Origin of the sequence: Acinetobacter sp. G11 (genome assembly GCF_049808495.1) — a bacterium.
Classification (GTDB): domain Bacteria; phylum Pseudomonadota; class Gammaproteobacteria; order Pseudomonadales; family Moraxellaceae; genus Acinetobacter; species Acinetobacter kookii.
In genome coordinates this window covers 1-17,477 of record NZ_JBNCAT010000043.1, presented here as the reverse complement: position 1 = coordinate 17,477, position 17,477 = coordinate 1, and the positions used below count along the sequence as shown (strand labels likewise).

Sequence of the window (17,477 nt, the reverse complement as noted above, 5' to 3'; positions counted from 1 at the left end):
TGTGCATTCTACAGCATTTCACCCTCAATGCAACACCCTTTTTTAAATAATTCAGCAAAAACATCTCGAATGTTTATTTATTCTACAAAACAGGGGCTTTTTATTATTTTTTGCATGCAAAAGGGACAGGATTGGCTAACTCATCTCTCATTTTTTCTTGTTTATTTTTTTCTTGCCAGGTGAGTGAGCGGCAATCGATATATTCACAATAGCCACTTTCCCCTGTTTCTTCATGATGATTAATGCAGATTTGATATTTAAAACTGCCCACATAGCCTGCTGCCAGACCAAATTTAAAATCTCCACGGCTTTGTGCCTGTACGGAAATACAGGTGCCATCTTTGCCTTCATAACTCCACTCAAACTCACGCGGTAAATACATGCTTTGCCCGTTCGGAGTTTTTACTTTGGGATAAACCCGATGTACCTTAAAGCGAACATTGTGGTCAAACATTTGTGCCTTTCCGGTTTTTGCATCTCTTAAATAGAGCCGTGATTGCAAAATCCCATTTAAAGGATCGCGAATTTGCGCCAAAAGCAACTGACGCTGATTTTCCAGGTTAATGACTTGATAAGTGAAAAATGCCAAAGGCAAATAGGAAAAATTAATGCAGCGTGCATATTCAAAACTGCCCATCTGCTGAATTTCAAATTTTTGTTCCTTATACGTCACCTGCCCTTCACATTGACACAGTAAAGACCAGTGATCTGCAAGCCCCATACGCAACCGGGCAAAATAGGAAATAATATTGCTGGTGCGAATTGATAAATCAAAACTCAGCTCTTTATCTTTACGCTGTATTCGAAAATGCGGAAAACTACCCGTAACTGTTTCCCGGTCCGAGAACTGAAAGTGTCCTTTGGTAAAACGGCAGTCTTTACCCACCGAGTAAGAATTCAATTGCCCCACCATATGCGGACTAATGCTGGCAATCGTGGTTGCAGTATCTAAAGCTGTGGTGTGAATTGCGCTTTCATTACGCAGCATTACTGCATTTGGCTGACCGATCAGACTAATAAAATTAAGGTAATGCAAAGGCGCAGGTAGATTAGGAATCATCAATCCTTGATGAATGATTTTATAACGGCCTTTTTGTGCATGATAGGCTAAACCCGACTGAAGTGGAGCCTGATTGAGTTGTTTGGAGCGATCAAATAAATCTTGAAACAACTGCATATCTTGCTCCTTTTTATTTTCAGTAAGGGTCTGTTGACACTTCGTCTATGCTTGCGACTAAGAGTATTTTTTAGAAGATACTAGGCGTGAAATACAAAATTTAGTCATTCTAAATGCGTAGTTCACAACGACGTAGCATCAAAAAATACTCTAGTCCCGAAGGGTTGTGGCTAAAATTATCTCAAACTGCGTCATGAAATTTAAAAATGGAACCACCATTTTTTTGCATTTCATTCCTTGTATGCTCAATTTTAGCCTACAACGCAAGCCATTTATGAAATGTCAACAGACCCTAGTGTTCTCATTTTTATATGGCGGTATTTTTTCTCGCAAGGAAAGTGGTCACAAAACCAGACAGTGCATAAATAATGGAAATCACCAGAATCCCTACCGGGATATTATAAGTAATTGCGGAAAAGATGAATACCGCGATCGGTAACACAAAAAATGGGACGCGTTTGCGATCAAATGTTTTAAATGAATAGTATTTAATATTGGAAATCATCAGCAAGCCCACAGCAATGATCGCGATCGCATTAAAGATCTGAATACCCAATTCTCGTACATCAAAAATTTGCGGAAAATCTTGGGCGACCCAAACTAGGGTAATAATGATCACCGCAGCCAACGGACTGGCGACACCAATAAAATAGCGTTTATCCACCACACCAATTTGCACATTGAAGCGTGCCAGACGAAACGCTGCACAGGCGGTATACACAAAACAGGCCGCCAATCCAATGCGCCCCAAATCATGTAAACACCAGCTATACATTAAAATAGCCGGTGCCACGCCGAAAGCAAGCAAGTCCGACAAGGAGTCGAACTGCTCGCCAAACGGGCTTTGGGCACCAATCGCACGCGCTACCCGGCCATCCAGTCCATCAAATAATGCGGCCAGAAAAATGGCATAAATGGCTTGAGTAAAATCTCCATTCATGCTGGCAATAATGGAGTAAAAGCCAGATAGCAAAGCTGCCGTTGTAATCAGATTCGGCCACAGATAGATGCCACGACGTTTCACCTTTTGTCCCTCTTGGGTATGCTCTTCTTCTTCCACTTCAAAGGTGATGCCATCAAAACCATGCTCATCACGTGTAGAAGATTCACTTTCAGGTTTGTTTATACTTGTCATTCTTTGCCTATCCTAACTGTAACCGTATCTTTTGAAACGTATCTCTTATTCACCAACCAACCAGCGTACAGCGGCATGTCCACCATTTTCACTCATACGCAAATGCGGGAACAACCATTGTAAAGCTTCATCTGCATCTTCAGAAAACTTCCATGGTGGATTAATCACAAGTAAACCACAACCATTCAGGCCCACAGGCGTATCATCCGGCCAGACACAAACTTCACACACCAATTGACGGCGAATACCTGTTTTGATCATTTTCTTTTCAAAACGTTCAATCATGGCGCGATCTTTAATTGGATACCAGACAGCAAAGATACCCGTAGGCCATTTTTTATAGGCAGCAGCCAGTAATTCTACCAATTGTGGAAAATCTTTACGTTCCAATTCGTAAGGCGGATCAATCATGACCAGTCCACGTTTTTCTTTAGGTGGAATCACTCCAAGCAAGCCTTCATAAGCATCACGTTCATGCAGGCCAGCTCGGCGGTCACGAATATTAAAACGCAGCTGCTGGAAAACCTCAGGCTGCATTTCAAAAATGGTGGCTTTGTCTATTTCACGCATGCCTTCCAAAGCAAACCAGGGTGAGCCCGGATAAGCCCCTTTACCTGAAACTTCACGCATATCCTGAACAATTTTAAGATACTGCTTTACGCCTTCAGGTGCATTGCGGGTAATGGAATCGTCCAGCTTGATTAAACGGTGGATACCATTTAAAAACTCACCTGATTTCTGTGCTGCAGACGTCGATAAATCGTATTTACCTGCCCCACCATGCGTATCGATATAGCGATAAGGTTTATCTTTGGCATTTAAACGTGTTAAAAGTTGCAGCAATAACACATGCTTCATAACATCGGCAAAGTTGCCTGCATGGAAATGGTGACGGTAATTCATGTTTCTTTAATTCCTGATATCAACCGATATTTTAGCATGAAAAAATGTTTCGTTCCGCAGGATATCTTGCTCTAGAATACGCCAGCGTTTTTCTATCCTGTTTATTGAGTATATCTTTATGGATGCAATTCACTTCCCAAAGTCATGCCATGTTGATCAAATAATTAAAGATTTAGATCAGCAAGGCTTCAGCATTATTGATGATGTTTATCCTCAAGAATATATTCATGCCTTGGTTGAAGAATGCACTTCCCATCTGAATCAGTTTAGAGAAGCCGCCATTCAAAATGGGGTCATCAGCAAAATTCGCAGTGATCATATTTTATGGATTAATGAAGATTTAGAAAAAGCTCAACAACACATCAAAATGCTAGAAAGTTTGGGGGAAGAACTGAACCAAGCCTTTTTTCTGGGCATTCGTGAAGTAGAAGCCCATTTTGCCTGTTATAACGCCGGCGAGTTTTATGCCTTACACCGCGACAATCCACAACAAAAAAATGACCGCGTCATTTCGGCAGTCTATTACCTGCATGAAGACTGGCAAGAGGATTGGGGCGGTGAATTGCGTTTGCAGGATAAGAATGATCAGTGGCACATTATCCCGCCAAAACCAAACCGGATTGCCCTATTCCAAAGTGATTTATTGCACGAAGTACTGAAAGCCAAACATCAACGCCTATCCATTACCGCATGGTTACGCAGCGGCAATTCCATTTGGTAATTCACAATGAAGGATGCTTTAAATCTGAAAAAACATCCTCATATAGCAATCATTGACAGATGAGGATGTAACCGATGCGGGAAAACACCAAACAGATTATTCAACGTATTGGCGAAACTGATCAGCTGTATTTACAAGGGAATACGCCAAAACTTGCCTTAGAACGTGCTGAGTTACGCATGCAACTGGTTACGCTCAGTATCGTACGTCAGGAACAGATTCATTTTCTGCAAGAGGCCGTAGTTCTGCTTGAACAGGGCCGTATTGAATTTGAAGAAATGCCCTTAAGTTTATATATGAACTTATCCATGCATTTAGCCAAAGCTTATATGCTGTATTTCGAAATCACCAAGGAACAAAGATTTGCATTGATTACCCAGCAAATCTTAAAACCGCTCATTCATGACCAGTATGGTGATATTTATTTCTTCCTAGCTTATGCTTCAGCAGCTAAAAGTGAGATGGCTTTGACCCGACATTGGCTCACCAAATACAGTAAAACTGCTGATTTTGACTTGATTCTGGTACAAGAGCATTCAGCCTTTCATCCCTTCCGTGAACACGACTGGTTTGTGCATTTAGTCAAAAGTAAAGTTCACTAATTGCAGATCAAACGATAAAAACGCCTTCAATAAGGCGTTTTTATCGTTTGATCTGCTTAAAAATTCCTTCTTCTCAGCAGGTTTTAAATTTCACCTGTCTACAAAAAATCAGGCTGGTTGCAGTTTGGTGGCATTCATATGTAATTGCTGGTTCAGTTCATCAATCAACATGACCCATTCATCTGCATCTTCCACCAAATAGCGAATTAAAAACTCGCGCTGGGATTTATTCCAGAAGGGAGCATCATGCAAATTTTGATGTGCAGGTAATTGATGGGTACGTATAAAAAGCTCAATAGCCGCAGGACTAGAAGCAAGTCCAAGTTGTTCAAATAACATTTTAAAGGATGGGTTATTATTCATAAGCATGGCACACTCCTTATCAACCAAACTGTCATTTATTATTCAATTAACTTATAAAATATTCATAAAAAAACCTAGTGATAAAACTAGGTTTGTTGTTTCAATTTGTGTTCAATGATGCGTTGACGTAGAAAGCCGGTCTTCGGTATGCAATTGCTCATTTAAGATATCCACCACCATGGCCCATTCATCATCTTTTTTCCAATGGCTGATCAGAAAATCATGCTGTGCCTGGGTCCAGAACGGAGCGTGATGCAAAGGGATATCCATCGTCAATTGATGGCTTTCTATAAACTTGTCTATCGCCTCTTGGCTCGAATCAAGTCCCAACTGCTCAAATAAAAGCTCCAATGTGGGTTGCTGGTCAAACATCTCATTCTCCTTAAATCTTTATTGTTCGCTTTTAAATTAGACGCAAGCCCCAAAAAATTCAGTTGTCGCTGCATCACAGCATGTTATTTTTTGTTCAAAAACCAAATTTCAGACGTAAAAAAAGCACCCCGAAAGGAGTGCTTCTTCAATTTAATCTAGAAGATTAAATTATTTAACCATGTCAGCAATTGCTGCACGTTCTTCTTCTAGCTCGTTAAGAGTGAAGTTGATACGTTCACGGCTGAATTCGTCGATTTCAAGACCTTGAACGATTTTGTATTCGCCATTTTCACAAGTTACAGGGAAACCGAACATTACGCCTTCAGGGATACCGTAAGAACCGTCAGAAGGAATACCCATAGTTACCCATTCGCCGTTTGTGCCAAGCGCCCAATCGCGCATATGGTCAATTGCAGCGTTTGCAGCAGAAGCAGCAGAAGACAAACCACGCGCTTCGATGATCGCAGCACCACGTTTACCAACAGTTGGAAGGAATACGTCTTTGTTCCAGGCAGCATCGTTGATTTTGTCTTTTAAGCTTTCGCCGTTAACAGTTGCAAAACGGTAGTCAGCGTACATTGTTGGAGAGTGATTACCCCAAACAGTCATAGTTTTGATGTCAGAAACTGCAACGCCAGCTTTTTGAGCAAGTTGAGTCAACGCACGGTTGTGGTCAAGACGTAACATTGCTGTGAAGTTTTTCGCAGGAAGATCTGGAGCAGATTTCATTGCGATGTAAGCGTTAGTGTTCGCAGGGTTACCTACAACAAGTACTTTAACGTCACGGCTAGCAACTTCGTTTAATGCTTGACCTTGACCGATGAAGATCTCACCGTTCACTTTAAGAAGGTCAGCACGTTCCATACCTGGACCACGTGGACGCGAACCAACTAGAAGAGCGTAGTCAGCATCTTTGAATGCAACTTTAGGATCATCAGTACCGATCATGCCAGCCAATAATGGGAAAGCACAGTCGTCAAGTTCCATCATTACGCCTTTAAGCGCAGCTTGAGCTTTCTCAAAAGGAACTTCTAATAATTGAAGAATAACTGGTTGGTCTTTACCCAACATCTCACCGCTAGCGATACGGAATAATAGGCTGTAACCAATTTGACCAGCAGCGCCAGTAACGGCAACGCGAACAGGTTGCTTCATGTAATTATCTCCAATTGAGAGGATCGTCATAATAATTAAATAGCTGTTCTATTTAATCTTAATAATCATAAACGGCAAAGATTGTACTCCAATACTTTGACAGATGCATTTAAAAGAGAATGGATTTCAACAAAAGTATGATAGGAAATATAAATAAAATATATAAAAAAGCTTAGTAAGAACCTTTTATGGTAAATATATTTGGACAGGTATTTTGTACTTCTGCTGAACAGCGCTTGTACTGCCCATTATTTTTGTAACAAAGTTTCACTTCGGTCAGGATGGCATTTCCCTGGGAAGTGGCACAGCTAAATTTAATGGCATTGGCAGGTAAACTCGGATTCAAACGCAAAAACTGCAGCCGGAGATTGGTCTGATGCATGGCTCGCGTTTCAGGACTGGTTAATTCCTTCGGTATTTTGAGACGCTCGGCATAATTAATCATGGTACGGAAATATTGACTTGAATTCATCTGTACACAACCTCCGATTCCCCGCCAGAGTTGCATGCGGGCATTTTCATCGGGCATGACACGTGCCACGACTTTCGCCTGCAAGGGAGATAAAGTCGCAGTAGATGTAGTCTTACACTCGGTTTCTGAAGTTTCCGGATACAAACCGGAAATATTCAGCGAATAGCCTTCCAGACATTTTCGCTGTTTTGATTTCTGGGCATCAAACATGCATACCGCAGGGGTCATTTGCACCACCATGACATACCCCTGCAAAGGTGCAGCAAAAATTTGAGATGCAAACAGCCCTAGTCCAGCACCGCTCACCCCGAACAGCGCCCATCTGAGTAAAACTGAAGTTTGCCCAAAAAATATCATCAACAAGTCAGACCTATCAATAAAATTAAAGTTTATGGATTATTTTTAAATGGAATGATATTCATCCGCTTTTCAAGTGATTGCGCTCCTTGTCCCAGCAATACTCCATAATGAGTGGCATTGGTCATCACATGTTTTACATAATCACGTGTTTCGGTTAAAGGAATGGATTCTGTATATTGGTCAGCCGCAATCGGCTGAGCCTCCGGTTGCCAGCGACGCGCCCGGTTTGGACCTGCATTGTAGCCAGCCGTTGCCAGCACAGGACTATTGCTAAGCTGACTCTGGATCATCGACAAATAAAAAGTGCCATAACGTATATTGGTATTCATGTCGGTTAAAGCTGCCGGGTTATAGGTTTCACCCATTTGCCGCGCCACCAGTTTCGCCGTGTCGGGCATAATTTGCATCAGACCACCTGCCCCTACATGTGAACGTGCCTGTGAAACAAAACGGCTTTCCTGACGCATCAAACCATAGGCCCATGCAGGATCAATTCCGGCATTGCGGCTATGGCTGACCACATAACTTTGATGCGGCATGGCATAACGATAAGCATAGTTATGCTTGGATTCAGTACGGTCAGCAGCGTAAATTGCCCGATCATACCAGCCGATATCCGTCGCACGTTTTGCCGCGGCCAGCAGCAGGCCATCATCATGTTTTAAATAGGCCTGACGCACCGCCCAGTTCCATTCACGATTCACGTAACTATCTGGTGCATTGACACGGCGTAAAGCAAAAGCACGGTTGAAATGAATATTGTGGCTTAAACGCTGCACATCACTATTGGAAGGTTGAACATTACTGGGAATACTATTGTAACTCTGTCCTAACCTATCTCTGGCCAGAAGATTATGGTAATCATCTCCCTGTGCCAATTTTTTGAAAATCTGTTGCGCCACACGTTTAGAGTTCGCATCGCCCAGCTGCTCTGAAGCCCGTGCCAACCAGTACTGCCAGCGGTCTTCCTGTTTTTGGGTTACGCCCATCGCATCAATGGCCCGAATCAGGCTTTCCCAGCTACTGAAACGAATGGCTTGACGGGCATAAATTTCCGCTTCTTCGGCACTAAAAGGCAAACCGTAACTGGCATCCAGATAATTCAGCACTTCACGGTTAAAGTTGTTTTTCATGACTGTGGTTCCGCCGATATAGCCCACAGTACGATAAAGCGCTTTTTGTACTTGTAGCGGTGCCCCTTCTGCTGCATTTTTGACGGAAGCCATTGCGGTATTTAAATCACTATCCGCCAGACGTCCCAAGGCATAAATCAAATAAGCCTGATCGGCCGCAGAGGCTTTGGGCGCAGACCATAAATAATTTAAAGGATTGGCCTGAATTTGATTGAGCTGTGCAAGTGACAGGTTTACACCCAGACTTTGTGCCGTTGCCAAAGCCAGGCCCGACTGACCTGCGCGAAGCTGTCCCCACAGACGCTGCTGTCTGTCCTGCTCGGTCATCAGGGGACTCGACAGCATCATGCGCCCCAAACCGGTACAGGATTCAGGTTGTGAGCTGGTGGCAAGCCAGACATCTTTATATTCAGCAAAAACCAGGGGATCGCCCGATTTGGCACGAACCTGTGCAACAGCACAGCTTTCCGCCTGATCCGGATTGGTCACATATTGCAAAATGGGCTGTGCAGTCGCAAAATCTGCCTGCTTGACTTTTTCTTCGACATAATCGGCTGCCAGTTTTTCCGCCATGGCCGATTGCGGATAACGCTGCGCAAAATTGATAATCTGGCTGGCAGACTGATTGGCCAGATTGCTATTCAATAACCAGTATTCCGGATAATAGCCAAGCACATCGTTTTGCATCGATGCCTGATATTGTTGTAATAAACCTAAATTTGCAGAATTGGCAGCACGCAAAGCATCATTAAACTGTTCATCAGCCGCATGGGAAATAGAAACGAAACCGGTTGATGCTAAAGCCAAAGCAAGCATTTTATAATAATTTTTATTGATTACCCGATGAAACATATACCCGCCTTCTGTCATTTAGTATTGCCTTGGTCGCACCTAATCATTTTTGAATAGTTTAATTATTATTAAACTACTCTACTGTTCTGTTATGTAACCTTATGATTAGACAATATTAATTTTCAATCATTTTTACGTCACAAATCAATATTCTTGGCGCTTTATTTATATCTATAAGTTTGGCTTCGATTCCTGCTAAAATATGCGCCTTTCTTGTATTCGAATTGCAATTTTTCAAGATGACCACTCGCCTCTTTTTTCCATCAATACAATTAAGTATTGAAATAAAAGGAAATATGGCTCGTTTATACGGTCAGCGTTGAATTGCGGTTTCACCGATTTATCCTTTAGGAGCCTACATGACGGTTCAAACCTTCATTCCAAATAGTGCCCAAGCTGCTTCAGAAAACACTGTTACCCAGCCACAGCACACCCCAGCCGACGGTTCAGTGAAAAAACTGTATATCGAAACGCAAGGGTGTCAGATGAATGAGTATGACAGTCATCGTATGGCAGACCTGCTGGGCGATTCACACGGTTATGTACTCACCACTGACCCAAATGATGCCGATATTCTACTGATGAATACCTGTTCCATTCGTGAAAAGGCCCAGGAAAAAGTGTTTTCCGAACTGGGTCGCTGGCGCAAGCTGAAAGAAAAAAATCCTGATCTGGTGATTGGAGTGGGTGGTTGTGTGGCCTCTCAGGAAGGCGACAACATTCAAAAGCGTGCGCCTTATGTCGATATGGTCTTTGGTCCGCAAACCTTGCACCGTTTGCCGCAAATGCTCGATCAACATAACGATCAAATCGAAAAGCCAAAGAAAGAAAAAATCAAGCTGGTGGATATTTCTTTCCCGGACATCGAAAAATTCGACTTCTTGCCTGAACCACGCGTTGAAGGTTACAAAGCCTTTGTTTCGATTATGGAAGGCTGTTCCAAATACTGTTCTTTCTGCGTAGTCCCTTATACTCGTGGCGAAGAGGTATCGCGTCCTTTAGATGACGTGCTGGCTGAAATTGCCGGTCTGGCGGAAAAAGGGGTTCGTGAAATCAGCCTATTAGGACAGAACGTGAATGGTTACCGCGGTGAAACCTTTGAAGGCAATATCTGTACTTTTGCAGATTTACTTCGCCTGGTTGCTGAAATTCCGGGAATTGGCCGTTTACGTTATACCACTTCACATCCGCTTGAATTCAATGATGACCTAATTCAATGCTACCGTGACTTGCCACAAATGGTTTCGCACCTGCACTTGCCGGTACAAAGCGGTTCAAACGATGTACTGAAAGCGATGAAGCGTAACCACACCATCGATGTCTATATCGAAAAAATTAAAAAGTTACGTACCGTCCGTCCGGATATGCATTTATCTTCTGACTTTATTATTGGCTTCCCGGGTGAAACCGATGAGAACTTTGAAGAAACCTATCAATTTATCCAAGATTTGGATTTTGACCATTCATACAGCTTCATTTATTCAAAACGTCCAGGTACCCCAGCATCGGAACTTGAAGACAACACCCCTGAAGATGTCAAAAAAGAACGTCTGGCCAAAGTTCAGCAATGGATTAAACGTTCAAGCATTGATAAAACCGATGCAATGCTGGGCACCATCCAGCGTGTTCTGATTGAAAAGGTTTCTGACAAAGATCCGAACCTATTGATTGGTACGGCGGACAATACCCGTCTGGTTTCTTTTATTGGTGATGCTGCATGGGTTGGGCGTTTTGCAGAGATCGAGATTACCGAAATTAAAACTTTAAATTTTGTTTACGGTGAGCTCTTGAATCTTGAGCCTGACGTGGCGTAATGTAAGGTGATCAGCCAGACCATTTTATAAGGAATTCTCTTGACTGCAGCGATCCGACGTACAGTAACTTTTCCTGGTATTTCAATGGAGCGTTTAAAAGGCATGCTGGGTGCTTATAACGGTCATTTGAAACAAATCGAACAACGTTTAGACGTCAAAATTTCCCATCGAGGTGATGCTTTTTACATCGATGGTGAAATTGATGCAGTAGAGAGAGCCGAAAGCCTCTTGATGCGTCTACATGAAGAAACCGAAGTTAGCCAGCAAGTCAGTGCGGATACCCTGCATCTGATCATTCAGGGCAGTCAGACCGACCGTGAATTGCAGGAAGACTTTTCCGACAATGAACATACCGGCCTGGATGCCGTCTGGTTGCAAACCCGCAAAGGCCGTATCAATCCGCGCGGTGCCAATCAAAAGCGTTATGTACAGCGTATTTTGCAAAGCGACATTTCATTCGGGATTGGCCCTGCCGGTACAGGTAAAACCTATCTTGCCGTGGCCGCTGCGGTAGATATGCTGGAACGCAACGAAATCCAGCGTATCCTGCTGGTTCGTCCTGCGGTGGAAGCTGGTGAAAAACTCGGTTTCTTACCAGGGGATTTAAGCCAGAAAATCGATCCTTATTTGCGCCCGCTTTACGATGCCCTGTATGAAATGCTGGGTTTTGAAAAAGTCGCCAAACTGATTGAACGCCAGATTATTGAAGTTGCCCCGCTCGCCTATATGCGTGGCCGTACTCTCAACCATTCTTTCGTCATTTTAGATGAGGCGCAAAACACGACGCCAGAACAGATGAAAATGTTCCTGACCCGTTTAGGCTTTGGTTCGCGTGCGGTCATTACTGGTGACATCACACAGGTCGACTTGCCACGTGGTCAACAGTCGGGGCTTTCACATGCCTTACGTGTAATTGAAAAAATTCCTGAAATCCACATTACTCGCTTCCACTCTCGCGATGTGGTGCGTCATCAATTGGTTCAAAAAATTGTTGAAGCCTACGAAGGTTGGGACTCTGAACAACACCGTCTTAGTGCTGAAGCACGGGCAGAACGTAAAGCGCGTCAAGAGGCATTGATTGCTGAAAATGATGCCGCTGCCGATGCTCAGGACTAAGATATTTTAAGGATTCATTTTGAAACTTAACCTATCCCTGCAACAAGATTTTCAGTCACCTGAACTGGTACTGAAACGCGCTTATATTAAAAAAGTTATTGAAACTGCACTACGTTTTATCGATGTCGATCAAGACTGTGAAATCGGGATTGCCTGTGTAGACAATGACGAAAGCCATAAGCTGAATCTGGAGTATCGTCAAAAAGACAAACCGACCAATGTGTTGTCTTTTCCGAGCGATGTGCCAGAAGAAGTGTTGGCAATGCTGGATGCCCTACCGATCGGTGACTTGGTGATTTGTATTCCTGTCGTTCTACAGGAAGCCATTGACCAGAATAAAACACCGATTGAACATTTTACGCATATGCTGGTGCACGGTACCTTACACCTAATGGGCTATGACCATGAAACCTCGGATGAAGATGCGGAAGAAATGGAAGCATTGGAAATTGAGATTCTGGCGAAGTTAGGATTTGAGAATCCCTATACTGAACAACAGTAGTTCTAGCAACATTCTAATTTTTAAACCCGATTAATTTCGATTAATCGGGTTTTATTTATGTCAAATAAGCATAAAATCTTAACATACTCCCCAATAAATGGAGGAAGAAATGATGAACAGACTCCCTTCCTGGCTGCTCCTGATTTCAGCATTATTTCCTGCATGCCAGCTATATGCCAATATGGAATCTTTATGTAAGGAAGCAAGATTTCAGCCGGCAGATAATGCCTGGGTAGGCCATTATTATCTGGAAGGCGTAATGGAAGTCGGCTCTGAGCTGTTACTGGAACCGGACGGCAAGTTTAAATGGTATCTGACAGTCGGTGCCTTAGACCAATATGCCGAAGGAACATGGTGGAAAAATGGGACATGTATTGGTTTGAAAGCCACACCCCAATACCGCCAATATTTACAAATCTTCCCGACTCACCTGGATCTTTCAGAAAAGGATTTAAAAGTGACATGGCCGGACGGGGATCAAAAGGGACACTATGTATTAGCATCTCACTGAAACTACAATTAAAAACTGAAAGTTAATGATCTTAGTAAAGCAGATCACCCCACTCCATCAATGCACCTCAAACTCAGCTTCAGCCGGGTCAAAACGCCAGGTACGCACAATGCGAAGCTCTGAAATATCTTTCATCCCTTTATCAAAACCACCGAATGGAGCAGCTTTACGCACTGATGTCTTGGCAGCTTCATCCAGCAAACCATGACCTGAACTTTCAATCAGGCGAATGGCACGAATTCCGCCACTTTTATTCAAGATCACCATTAACCGGACCTCCCCTGCAAGGCGCTGCACCTTGGCTGCATCGGGATAATAGCGGTTACCGTAAAATTCTACTTTCTCACGGAATTTCTCCAGATAAGCCGCTGAAATATCCTGCTTGGCCTGTATCCCATCCACCGTTTTAATTTTTTGCTGACGGCTAAAATTTTGCTGACGTTGCAAATATTGTGCTTCCAGACTTGCCACCATCGCGGCCTTGGCTTGGAATTGGCTATTCAACTCCTGCATGGCTTTTTTACGCTGGTTCTGTTCTGCTTCTTTCTTCCAGCTTAAGGTGGTCATCAGCACTTTTTCTTCAAAGCTGAGTTCACGTTTCTGTTGTAAACGCTCCAAAGTTTCCTGTTGCTGTTCACCAGTCGTCTGCTCAGTCATCGCTGCCGGCATATCACTCGACATACGGTGTGCTTCACGGAAGGTTCCAGAACCTTGCTGATCTGCCTGTGCCAGAAAATCCGCATGTTCCACCTTGTCCTGACTTGGACGTAAGGTAACAGCGATCTCTTTGACTGCTGCATTACTTTCTTCCGGCATGGCAAATTGCAAAGTCAAAATAATCAAATGCAAAACAGCAGCTACAATCACTGCGCTTGTGAAAATTGGATCTTTCCACCATGCATGCATTAAAGGTGCGAAACTGATTTTCTTAAGCATCACATTAAACCGACAAAATGTCTGGTCCCCAAACTGCATAAAAGCAGTATAAAATAAACACAGCGTCTAGTTTTGAGTGAAGAAACGAGAACTCAGTCAACAAGCACGCTGTAGACAATTAAAATCATGAAAATGGTGCAATTAATTTTGTTAAACTGCAAGGTGGAATATCTGTATTTTTAATACTTTCGACAAAATCTATCGAAGTTTAAGAAGATTAACTCGCTGGGATGCCTTATATGCAAACGCTACTATCCAATATCTCTAAACGTATACGCCAGGTGTACCAAAAAGCTGAGGGATTTATTGAAGATGAGCGTGAATTTCCCCTTTCTCAAGTTTTTTTAAATGCAACTTTTCAGCGTTTTGTGACTGACAATGTTGCCATGCTGAAAGATCTGCATGCTGACTTGCATGAAGACTGGCTGCGCTTATATGCAACGCTTGATGTGAAAGGTTTATACATTACCCTTTCAGTCGATTTGAAACTGGTACAGATGGAACTGAATAAAGATACCCAGCTGATTGTATTTGAACAGATTAGCGACACCCAGGTAATTGAAGCCAAATTCAAAAATATCTTCCAAAAGCTTGCTGTAAAATTTGCTTTATTTTTCTATCAAAAAGTACTCAATCAAGATCCTTTAGGCATGATCCTTGAGAAATTAAATGTCATTAAAGTGAAAGATGACTTATTGCATCTGGATTTAAACCGATGGTTAGGCAAAAAGCGTTCTATCATTGATACTTTAGCAAAAGTGCATGTCAATCATGCTGTTTTGCGTGAAGCTGAACTGGTGGTCATGGGTAATGTCAACCTGACTGCATTATTTAGAAAAATGTCTGAAGAGCCGATGGATGTTTGGGCGATTGATGCAGAACAAGCGGACAGCAAAGTCAGTCCGATCAAGCAGAAATAAGGTGAATTGTTTTTATGGATTAAAATCTGGGTTTTAACTAAAAAAACTACATTAAAGATACAGATTGCATAAGGTTTCGAATTTTATCTCTATATTCAGAAGGCATAATACTATCTACGCAGAAGTTTACATTTCATTAAGACTGCATAGGAACACTTTACTTATGGCTCACAATGTATTGAAAACAGTTGCATTCGCATCTGGTCTAACAACTACCCTGTTGTTGGCTGGAGTTTCAACCCAAACATTTGCCATGAGTCCATTCCAAGCAAGTTATCAATTTAACTATAATGGCAAAAACATGGGCTCGGCAACACGCACTTTAAGCAAGTCGGGAAATAACTGGACCTATGTCTTTGCTGCAAAAGCGGGTGCCATGGCTTCTGCGACTGAAACCAGTCATTTTAGCTTAAATGATAAAGGCGATATTCTTTCCAACAGTTTTAGTCGCCACAGTAAAATTTTGGTCCATAACAGTACCATGAGTATTAATTTCAACTCGAATGCCCAAACCATTCATACGAAAAAAGATAAAAAAGCCTATGCTTTTGACTGGAAGGCAGGTGTTCTAGATGAGCTGAATGCCGAGTTGCAATTACGTGAAGATTTAAAATCTTCAGGTTTAAAATCGAATTATTTAATTGCCGATGCCAAAGAAGTGGAATCGCGCCACTTTATTAAACAGGGCAATGAAACAGTAAAAACCGCTTATGGTACTTTTGACACCATTAAAGTAGTGCTCAAACATAAAAAGCCAAATCGCGATACCATTTTCTGGTTAGCACCTCAACTGGACTATACCCCGGTGAAAGTGACTCATCAAGATGGAAAAGCATCCTATGGTTTACTGTTAACAGGTTATAAAGGCCCAACGAGTTAATCGATTTGATCAATTTCGCTTGCATTTTTCGAGAGCCTTTTTAAAATACGCATTTGCTTGAAAAAGCATCTGCCCTTAGAGGAATTCTCCCGTGCACGCATTAGAACAGAAAATCTTAAGTGAAGGTATCGTTCTATCTGACCAAGTTCTGAAAGTTGATGCTTTCTTAAATCATCAAATTGACCCTGTATTGATGCAACAGATTGGTAAAGAATTTGCTGCTCGTTTTAAAGATGTAGGGATCACTAAGATTATCACCATTGAAGCTTCTGGTATTGCTCCAGCAGTAATGGCCGGTTTAGAACTTGGTGTGCCTGTGATCTTTGCACGTAAATATCAATCTTTAACTTTAAAAGATGATTTATACCGCTCTAAAGTGTTCTCTTTCACTAAACAAACTGAAAGCACAATTGCCATTTCAAACAAGCACATCAACTCTAGTGACAAAGCTTTGGTAATTGATGATTTCCTGGCAAATGGTCAGGCAGCTTTAGGTCTTGCCGATTTAATTCATCAGGCAAAAGCGGAAGTTGTAGGTATTGGTATTGTAATTGAGAAGTCTTTCCAGCCGGGTCGCCAATTGTTACTTGATAAAGGTTACCGTGTTGAATCTTTAGCACGTGTTAAATCTTTGGAAAATGGTACTGTTGAATTTGTCCGTGACTAAGATTTCAACTGAATTTAAAAAGAGCGCTCAGGCGCTCTTTTTTTGTAAGTGTTTTTTATAGCGATCTAATTTTCAGACCAAATATTATCTTGCTGTAGGTTGACTCTATTATAGAGCAATACTCAATAAACATTTTTTGTACTAAAATAAAAAAGTCTAACTATCCGCAAATAGTTAGACCCTGGATCATATTGAACGGTGGATTTACTTTACGGTCACAGTAATGCTGCCGGTGTTTACAGCACCAATAGCTGAAGTTTTGATGCCATCAATATGATTCTCGAATCCTCTTGTATTTACAGATGCATCAATAGCTGCTGAATTAAAGGCTAAATTCGCTGCAGTGTAATTACTTAGAGTTTCAGAGAACTGGTCATAAGTGTCAGTATTCAATGATGTACTGATAGAACTTTCAAACTCCGATGAACGCTCAGAATTCCATTGTTCCAAAGAACCCTCTGCATTTTTTTCAGCATCAAAAGTTTTCTCTAATGTACCCGTATTCACAGCACTCAGATTGCCTTGTTGTAAGTTAATGCTACCGGTGTTTACCGCACCAATTGCTGAAGTTTCTACTGCGATTTTGTCTTCCACATTATTCAGTGAATTATACGCCCCGTGTACGTTGACTGTTGCATCAACAGTAGCGGTATTAATGGCAAGGTTAAGCGCAGTACCATTTTTAGCATGTTGAGATACAGTGGCCAAAGTAGCGTCTAAACCTGTATTTACAGTGACGTGGTTGCCTTGCGGATTTGCCATGGCTCCACTAGACACGAAGGCAACAGATAAGGCGATTGTTTTGATAGTCTTATTCATGGTTATTTTCCTTTTTTCTAATTTTGAAGTACTTCTCGCTAAGCACTTCTTTTTATAATGGGAGCGA

19 protein-coding genes are annotated in these 17,477 nt (G+C 42.2%); 9 read left to right on the top strand and 10 right to left on the bottom strand.

All coding sequences use genetic code 11. The features are described 5' to 3' along the window. Positions 1–103 precede the first annotated feature (103 nt). From ACPUEY_RS12830 to ACPUEY_RS12820, 3 genes are all read right to left on the bottom strand, one after another. Entirely contained in the window at positions 104–1,177 is a 1,074-nt protein-coding gene (locus tag ACPUEY_RS12830; protein ID WP_425122309.1) for a DUF6670 family protein, read from the bottom strand. Between the two features lie 307 nt (positions 1,178–1,484). Then, positions 1,485–2,312: a CDP-diacylglycerol--serine O-phosphatidyltransferase gene (pssA, locus tag ACPUEY_RS12825; RefSeq protein WP_261183638.1), complete on the bottom strand. Its 828-nt coding sequence runs from the start codon at positions 2,310–2,312 to the stop codon at positions 1,485–1,487. Positions 2,313–2,357: 45 nt separating this feature from the next. Continuing rightward, positions 2,358–3,215: a 23S rRNA (adenine(2030)-N(6))-methyltransferase RlmJ gene (locus ACPUEY_RS12820; protein WP_180175092.1), complete on the bottom strand. Its 858-nt coding sequence runs from the start codon at positions 3,213–3,215 to the stop codon at positions 2,358–2,360. A 118-nt stretch (positions 3,216–3,333) separates the two neighbouring features. Here ACPUEY_RS12820 and ACPUEY_RS12815 point away from each other — a divergent pair, with 118 nt between their 5' ends. Both ACPUEY_RS12815 and ACPUEY_RS12810 read left to right on the top strand, forming a co-directional pair. Beyond that, positions 3,334–3,936, top strand: a complete 603-nt coding sequence (locus tag ACPUEY_RS12815; protein ID WP_092821118.1) for a 2OG-Fe(II) oxygenase — start codon at positions 3,334–3,336, stop codon at positions 3,934–3,936. A gap of 74 nt (positions 3,937–4,010) precedes the next feature. Further along, complete coding sequence (locus ACPUEY_RS12810) at positions 4,011–4,538, top strand: hypothetical protein (protein ID WP_425122308.1); 528 nt, start codon at positions 4,011–4,013, stop codon at positions 4,536–4,538. A gap of 108 nt (positions 4,539–4,646) precedes the next feature. Here the strand turns inward: ACPUEY_RS12810 and ACPUEY_RS12805 are convergent, their stop codons facing one another. The 5 genes from ACPUEY_RS12805 to ACPUEY_RS12785 all read right to left on the bottom strand — a co-directional run bounded on the left by ACPUEY_RS12805 (position 4,647) and on the right by ACPUEY_RS12785 (position 9,209). Then, complete coding sequence (locus ACPUEY_RS12805) at positions 4,647–4,907, bottom strand: DUF2789 family protein (RefSeq protein WP_086195729.1); 261 nt, start codon at positions 4,905–4,907, stop codon at positions 4,647–4,649. Positions 4,908–5,012: 105 nt separating this feature from the next. Beyond that, positions 5,013–5,273, bottom strand: a complete 261-nt coding sequence (locus ACPUEY_RS12800) for a DUF2789 family protein (RefSeq protein ID WP_092821114.1) — start codon at positions 5,271–5,273, stop codon at positions 5,013–5,015. A 168-nt stretch (positions 5,274–5,441) separates the two neighbouring features. Then, positions 5,442–6,428, bottom strand: coding sequence for a malate dehydrogenase (locus tag ACPUEY_RS12795; RefSeq protein WP_092821112.1), 987 nt, complete (start codon positions 6,426–6,428; stop codon positions 5,442–5,444). Between the two features lie 172 nt (positions 6,429–6,600). Beyond that, on the bottom strand, positions 6,601–7,257 hold the full coding sequence (locus tag ACPUEY_RS12790; RefSeq protein WP_425122311.1) for a ribonuclease T2 family protein: 657 nt from the start codon (positions 7,255–7,257) through the stop codon (positions 6,601–6,603). Between the two features lie 32 nt (positions 7,258–7,289). Continuing rightward, positions 7,290–9,209, bottom strand: a complete 1,920-nt coding sequence (locus tag ACPUEY_RS12785; protein ID WP_425122310.1) for a transglycosylase SLT domain-containing protein — start codon at positions 9,207–9,209, stop codon at positions 7,290–7,292. A 395-nt stretch (positions 9,210–9,604) separates the two neighbouring features. Here ACPUEY_RS12785 and miaB point away from each other — a divergent pair, with 395 nt between their 5' ends. The 4 genes from miaB to ACPUEY_RS12765 all read left to right on the top strand — a co-directional run bounded on the left by miaB (position 9,605) and on the right by ACPUEY_RS12765 (position 13,188). Beyond that, positions 9,605–11,059 carry a tRNA (N6-isopentenyl adenosine(37)-C2)-methylthiotransferase MiaB gene (gene miaB, locus ACPUEY_RS12780; RefSeq protein WP_092821108.1) on the top strand — a complete coding sequence of 485 codons (1,455 nt, stop codon included), beginning with the start codon at positions 9,605–9,607 and terminating at the stop codon, positions 11,057–11,059. A gap of 39 nt (positions 11,060–11,098) precedes the next feature. Continuing rightward, entirely contained in the window at positions 11,099–12,175 is a 1,077-nt protein-coding gene (locus ACPUEY_RS12775) for a PhoH family protein (protein WP_092821106.1), read from the top strand. Positions 12,176–12,194: 19 nt separating this feature from the next. Continuing rightward, the gene (ybeY, locus tag ACPUEY_RS12770) at positions 12,195–12,677 is read left to right on the top strand and encodes an rRNA maturation RNase YbeY (RefSeq protein ID WP_092821104.1); all 483 of its coding nucleotides are present in this window, start codon (positions 12,195–12,197) and stop codon (positions 12,675–12,677) included. 112 nt (positions 12,678–12,789) lie between these two features. Beyond that, on the top strand, positions 12,790–13,188 hold the full coding sequence (locus ACPUEY_RS12765) for a hypothetical protein (RefSeq protein ID WP_425122307.1): 399 nt from the start codon (positions 12,790–12,792) through the stop codon (positions 13,186–13,188). A 57-nt stretch (positions 13,189–13,245) separates the two neighbouring features. On the opposite strand, the gene ACPUEY_RS12760 is transcribed toward ACPUEY_RS12765, so the two are convergent. Further along, positions 13,246–14,124: an energy transducer TonB gene (locus ACPUEY_RS12760; protein ID WP_131274906.1), complete on the bottom strand. Its 879-nt coding sequence runs from the start codon at positions 14,122–14,124 to the stop codon at positions 13,246–13,248. Between the two features lie 239 nt (positions 14,125–14,363). On the opposite strand from ACPUEY_RS12760, the gene ACPUEY_RS12755 reads away from it, so the two are divergent. From ACPUEY_RS12755 to ACPUEY_RS12745, 3 genes are all read left to right on the top strand, one after another. Continuing rightward, positions 14,364–15,044: a hypothetical protein gene (locus ACPUEY_RS12755; protein WP_131274907.1), complete on the top strand. Its 681-nt coding sequence runs from the start codon at positions 14,364–14,366 to the stop codon at positions 15,042–15,044. Positions 15,045–15,207: 163 nt separating this feature from the next. Continuing rightward, positions 15,208–15,924 (top strand): DUF3108 domain-containing protein, encoded by a 717-nt coding sequence (locus tag ACPUEY_RS12750; RefSeq protein ID WP_131274910.1) that lies wholly within the window; start codon positions 15,208–15,210, stop codon positions 15,922–15,924. Positions 15,925–16,015: 91 nt separating this feature from the next. Continuing rightward, positions 16,016–16,591 carry a xanthine phosphoribosyltransferase gene (locus ACPUEY_RS12745; RefSeq protein ID WP_425122306.1) on the top strand — a complete coding sequence of 192 codons (576 nt, stop codon included), beginning with the start codon at positions 16,016–16,018 and terminating at the stop codon, positions 16,589–16,591. A 204-nt stretch (positions 16,592–16,795) separates the two neighbouring features. Here ACPUEY_RS12745 and ACPUEY_RS12740 read toward each other — a convergent pair whose 3' ends face one another. Next, positions 16,796–17,410: a hypothetical protein gene (locus ACPUEY_RS12740; protein ID WP_425122305.1), complete on the bottom strand. Its 615-nt coding sequence runs from the start codon at positions 17,408–17,410 to the stop codon at positions 16,796–16,798. Positions 17,411–17,477: the final 67 nt, after the last annotated feature.

Excerpts from the sequence above, each read along its gene's own strand:
- ACPUEY_RS12810 (WP_425122308.1), top strand. The coding sequence starts at position 4,011 with ATGCGGGAAAACACCAAACAGATTATTCAACGTATTGGCGAAACTGAT.
- ACPUEY_RS12750 (WP_131274910.1), top strand. The coding sequence starts at position 15,208 with ATGGCTCACAATGTATTGAAAACAGTTGCATTCGCATCTGGTCTAACA.
- miaB (WP_092821108.1), top strand. The coding sequence starts at position 9,605 with ATGACGGTTCAAACCTTCATTCCAAATAGTGCCCAAGCTGCTTCAGAA.
- ACPUEY_RS12830 (WP_425122309.1), bottom strand. The coding sequence starts at position 1,177 with ATGCAGTTGTTTCAAGATTTATTTGATCGCTCCAAACAACTCAATCAG.
- ACPUEY_RS12805 (WP_086195729.1), bottom strand. The coding sequence starts at position 4,907 with ATGCTTATGAATAATAACCCATCCTTTAAAATGTTATTTGAACAACTT.
- ACPUEY_RS12820 (WP_180175092.1), bottom strand. The coding sequence starts at position 3,215 with ATGAATTACCGTCACCATTTCCATGCAGGCAACTTTGCCGATGTTATG.
- ACPUEY_RS12740 (WP_425122305.1), bottom strand. The coding sequence starts at position 17,410 with ATGAATAAGACTATCAAAACAATCGCCTTATCTGTTGCCTTCGTGTCT.
- pssA (WP_261183638.1), bottom strand. The coding sequence starts at position 2,312 with ATGACAAGTATAAACAAACCTGAAAGTGAATCTTCTACACGTGATGAG.
- ACPUEY_RS12815 (WP_092821118.1), top strand. The coding sequence starts at position 3,334 with ATGGATGCAATTCACTTCCCAAAGTCATGCCATGTTGATCAAATAATT.
- ACPUEY_RS12790 (WP_425122311.1), bottom strand. The coding sequence starts at position 7,257 with ATGATATTTTTTGGGCAAACTTCAGTTTTACTCAGATGGGCGCTGTTC.
- ACPUEY_RS12755 (WP_131274907.1), top strand. The coding sequence starts at position 14,364 with ATGCAAACGCTACTATCCAATATCTCTAAACGTATACGCCAGGTGTAC.
- ACPUEY_RS12795 (WP_092821112.1), bottom strand. The coding sequence starts at position 6,428 with ATGAAGCAACCTGTTCGCGTTGCCGTTACTGGCGCTGCTGGTCAAATT.
- ACPUEY_RS12765 (WP_425122307.1), top strand. The coding sequence starts at position 12,790 with ATGAACAGACTCCCTTCCTGGCTGCTCCTGATTTCAGCATTATTTCCT.
- ACPUEY_RS12785 (WP_425122310.1), bottom strand. The coding sequence starts at position 9,209 with ATGCTTGCTTTGGCTTTAGCATCAACCGGTTTCGTTTCTATTTCCCAT.
- ACPUEY_RS12760 (WP_131274906.1), bottom strand. The coding sequence starts at position 14,124 with ATGCTTAAGAAAATCAGTTTCGCACCTTTAATGCATGCATGGTGGAAA.
- ACPUEY_RS12800 (WP_092821114.1), bottom strand. The coding sequence starts at position 5,273 with ATGTTTGACCAGCAACCCACATTGGAGCTTTTATTTGAGCAGTTGGGA.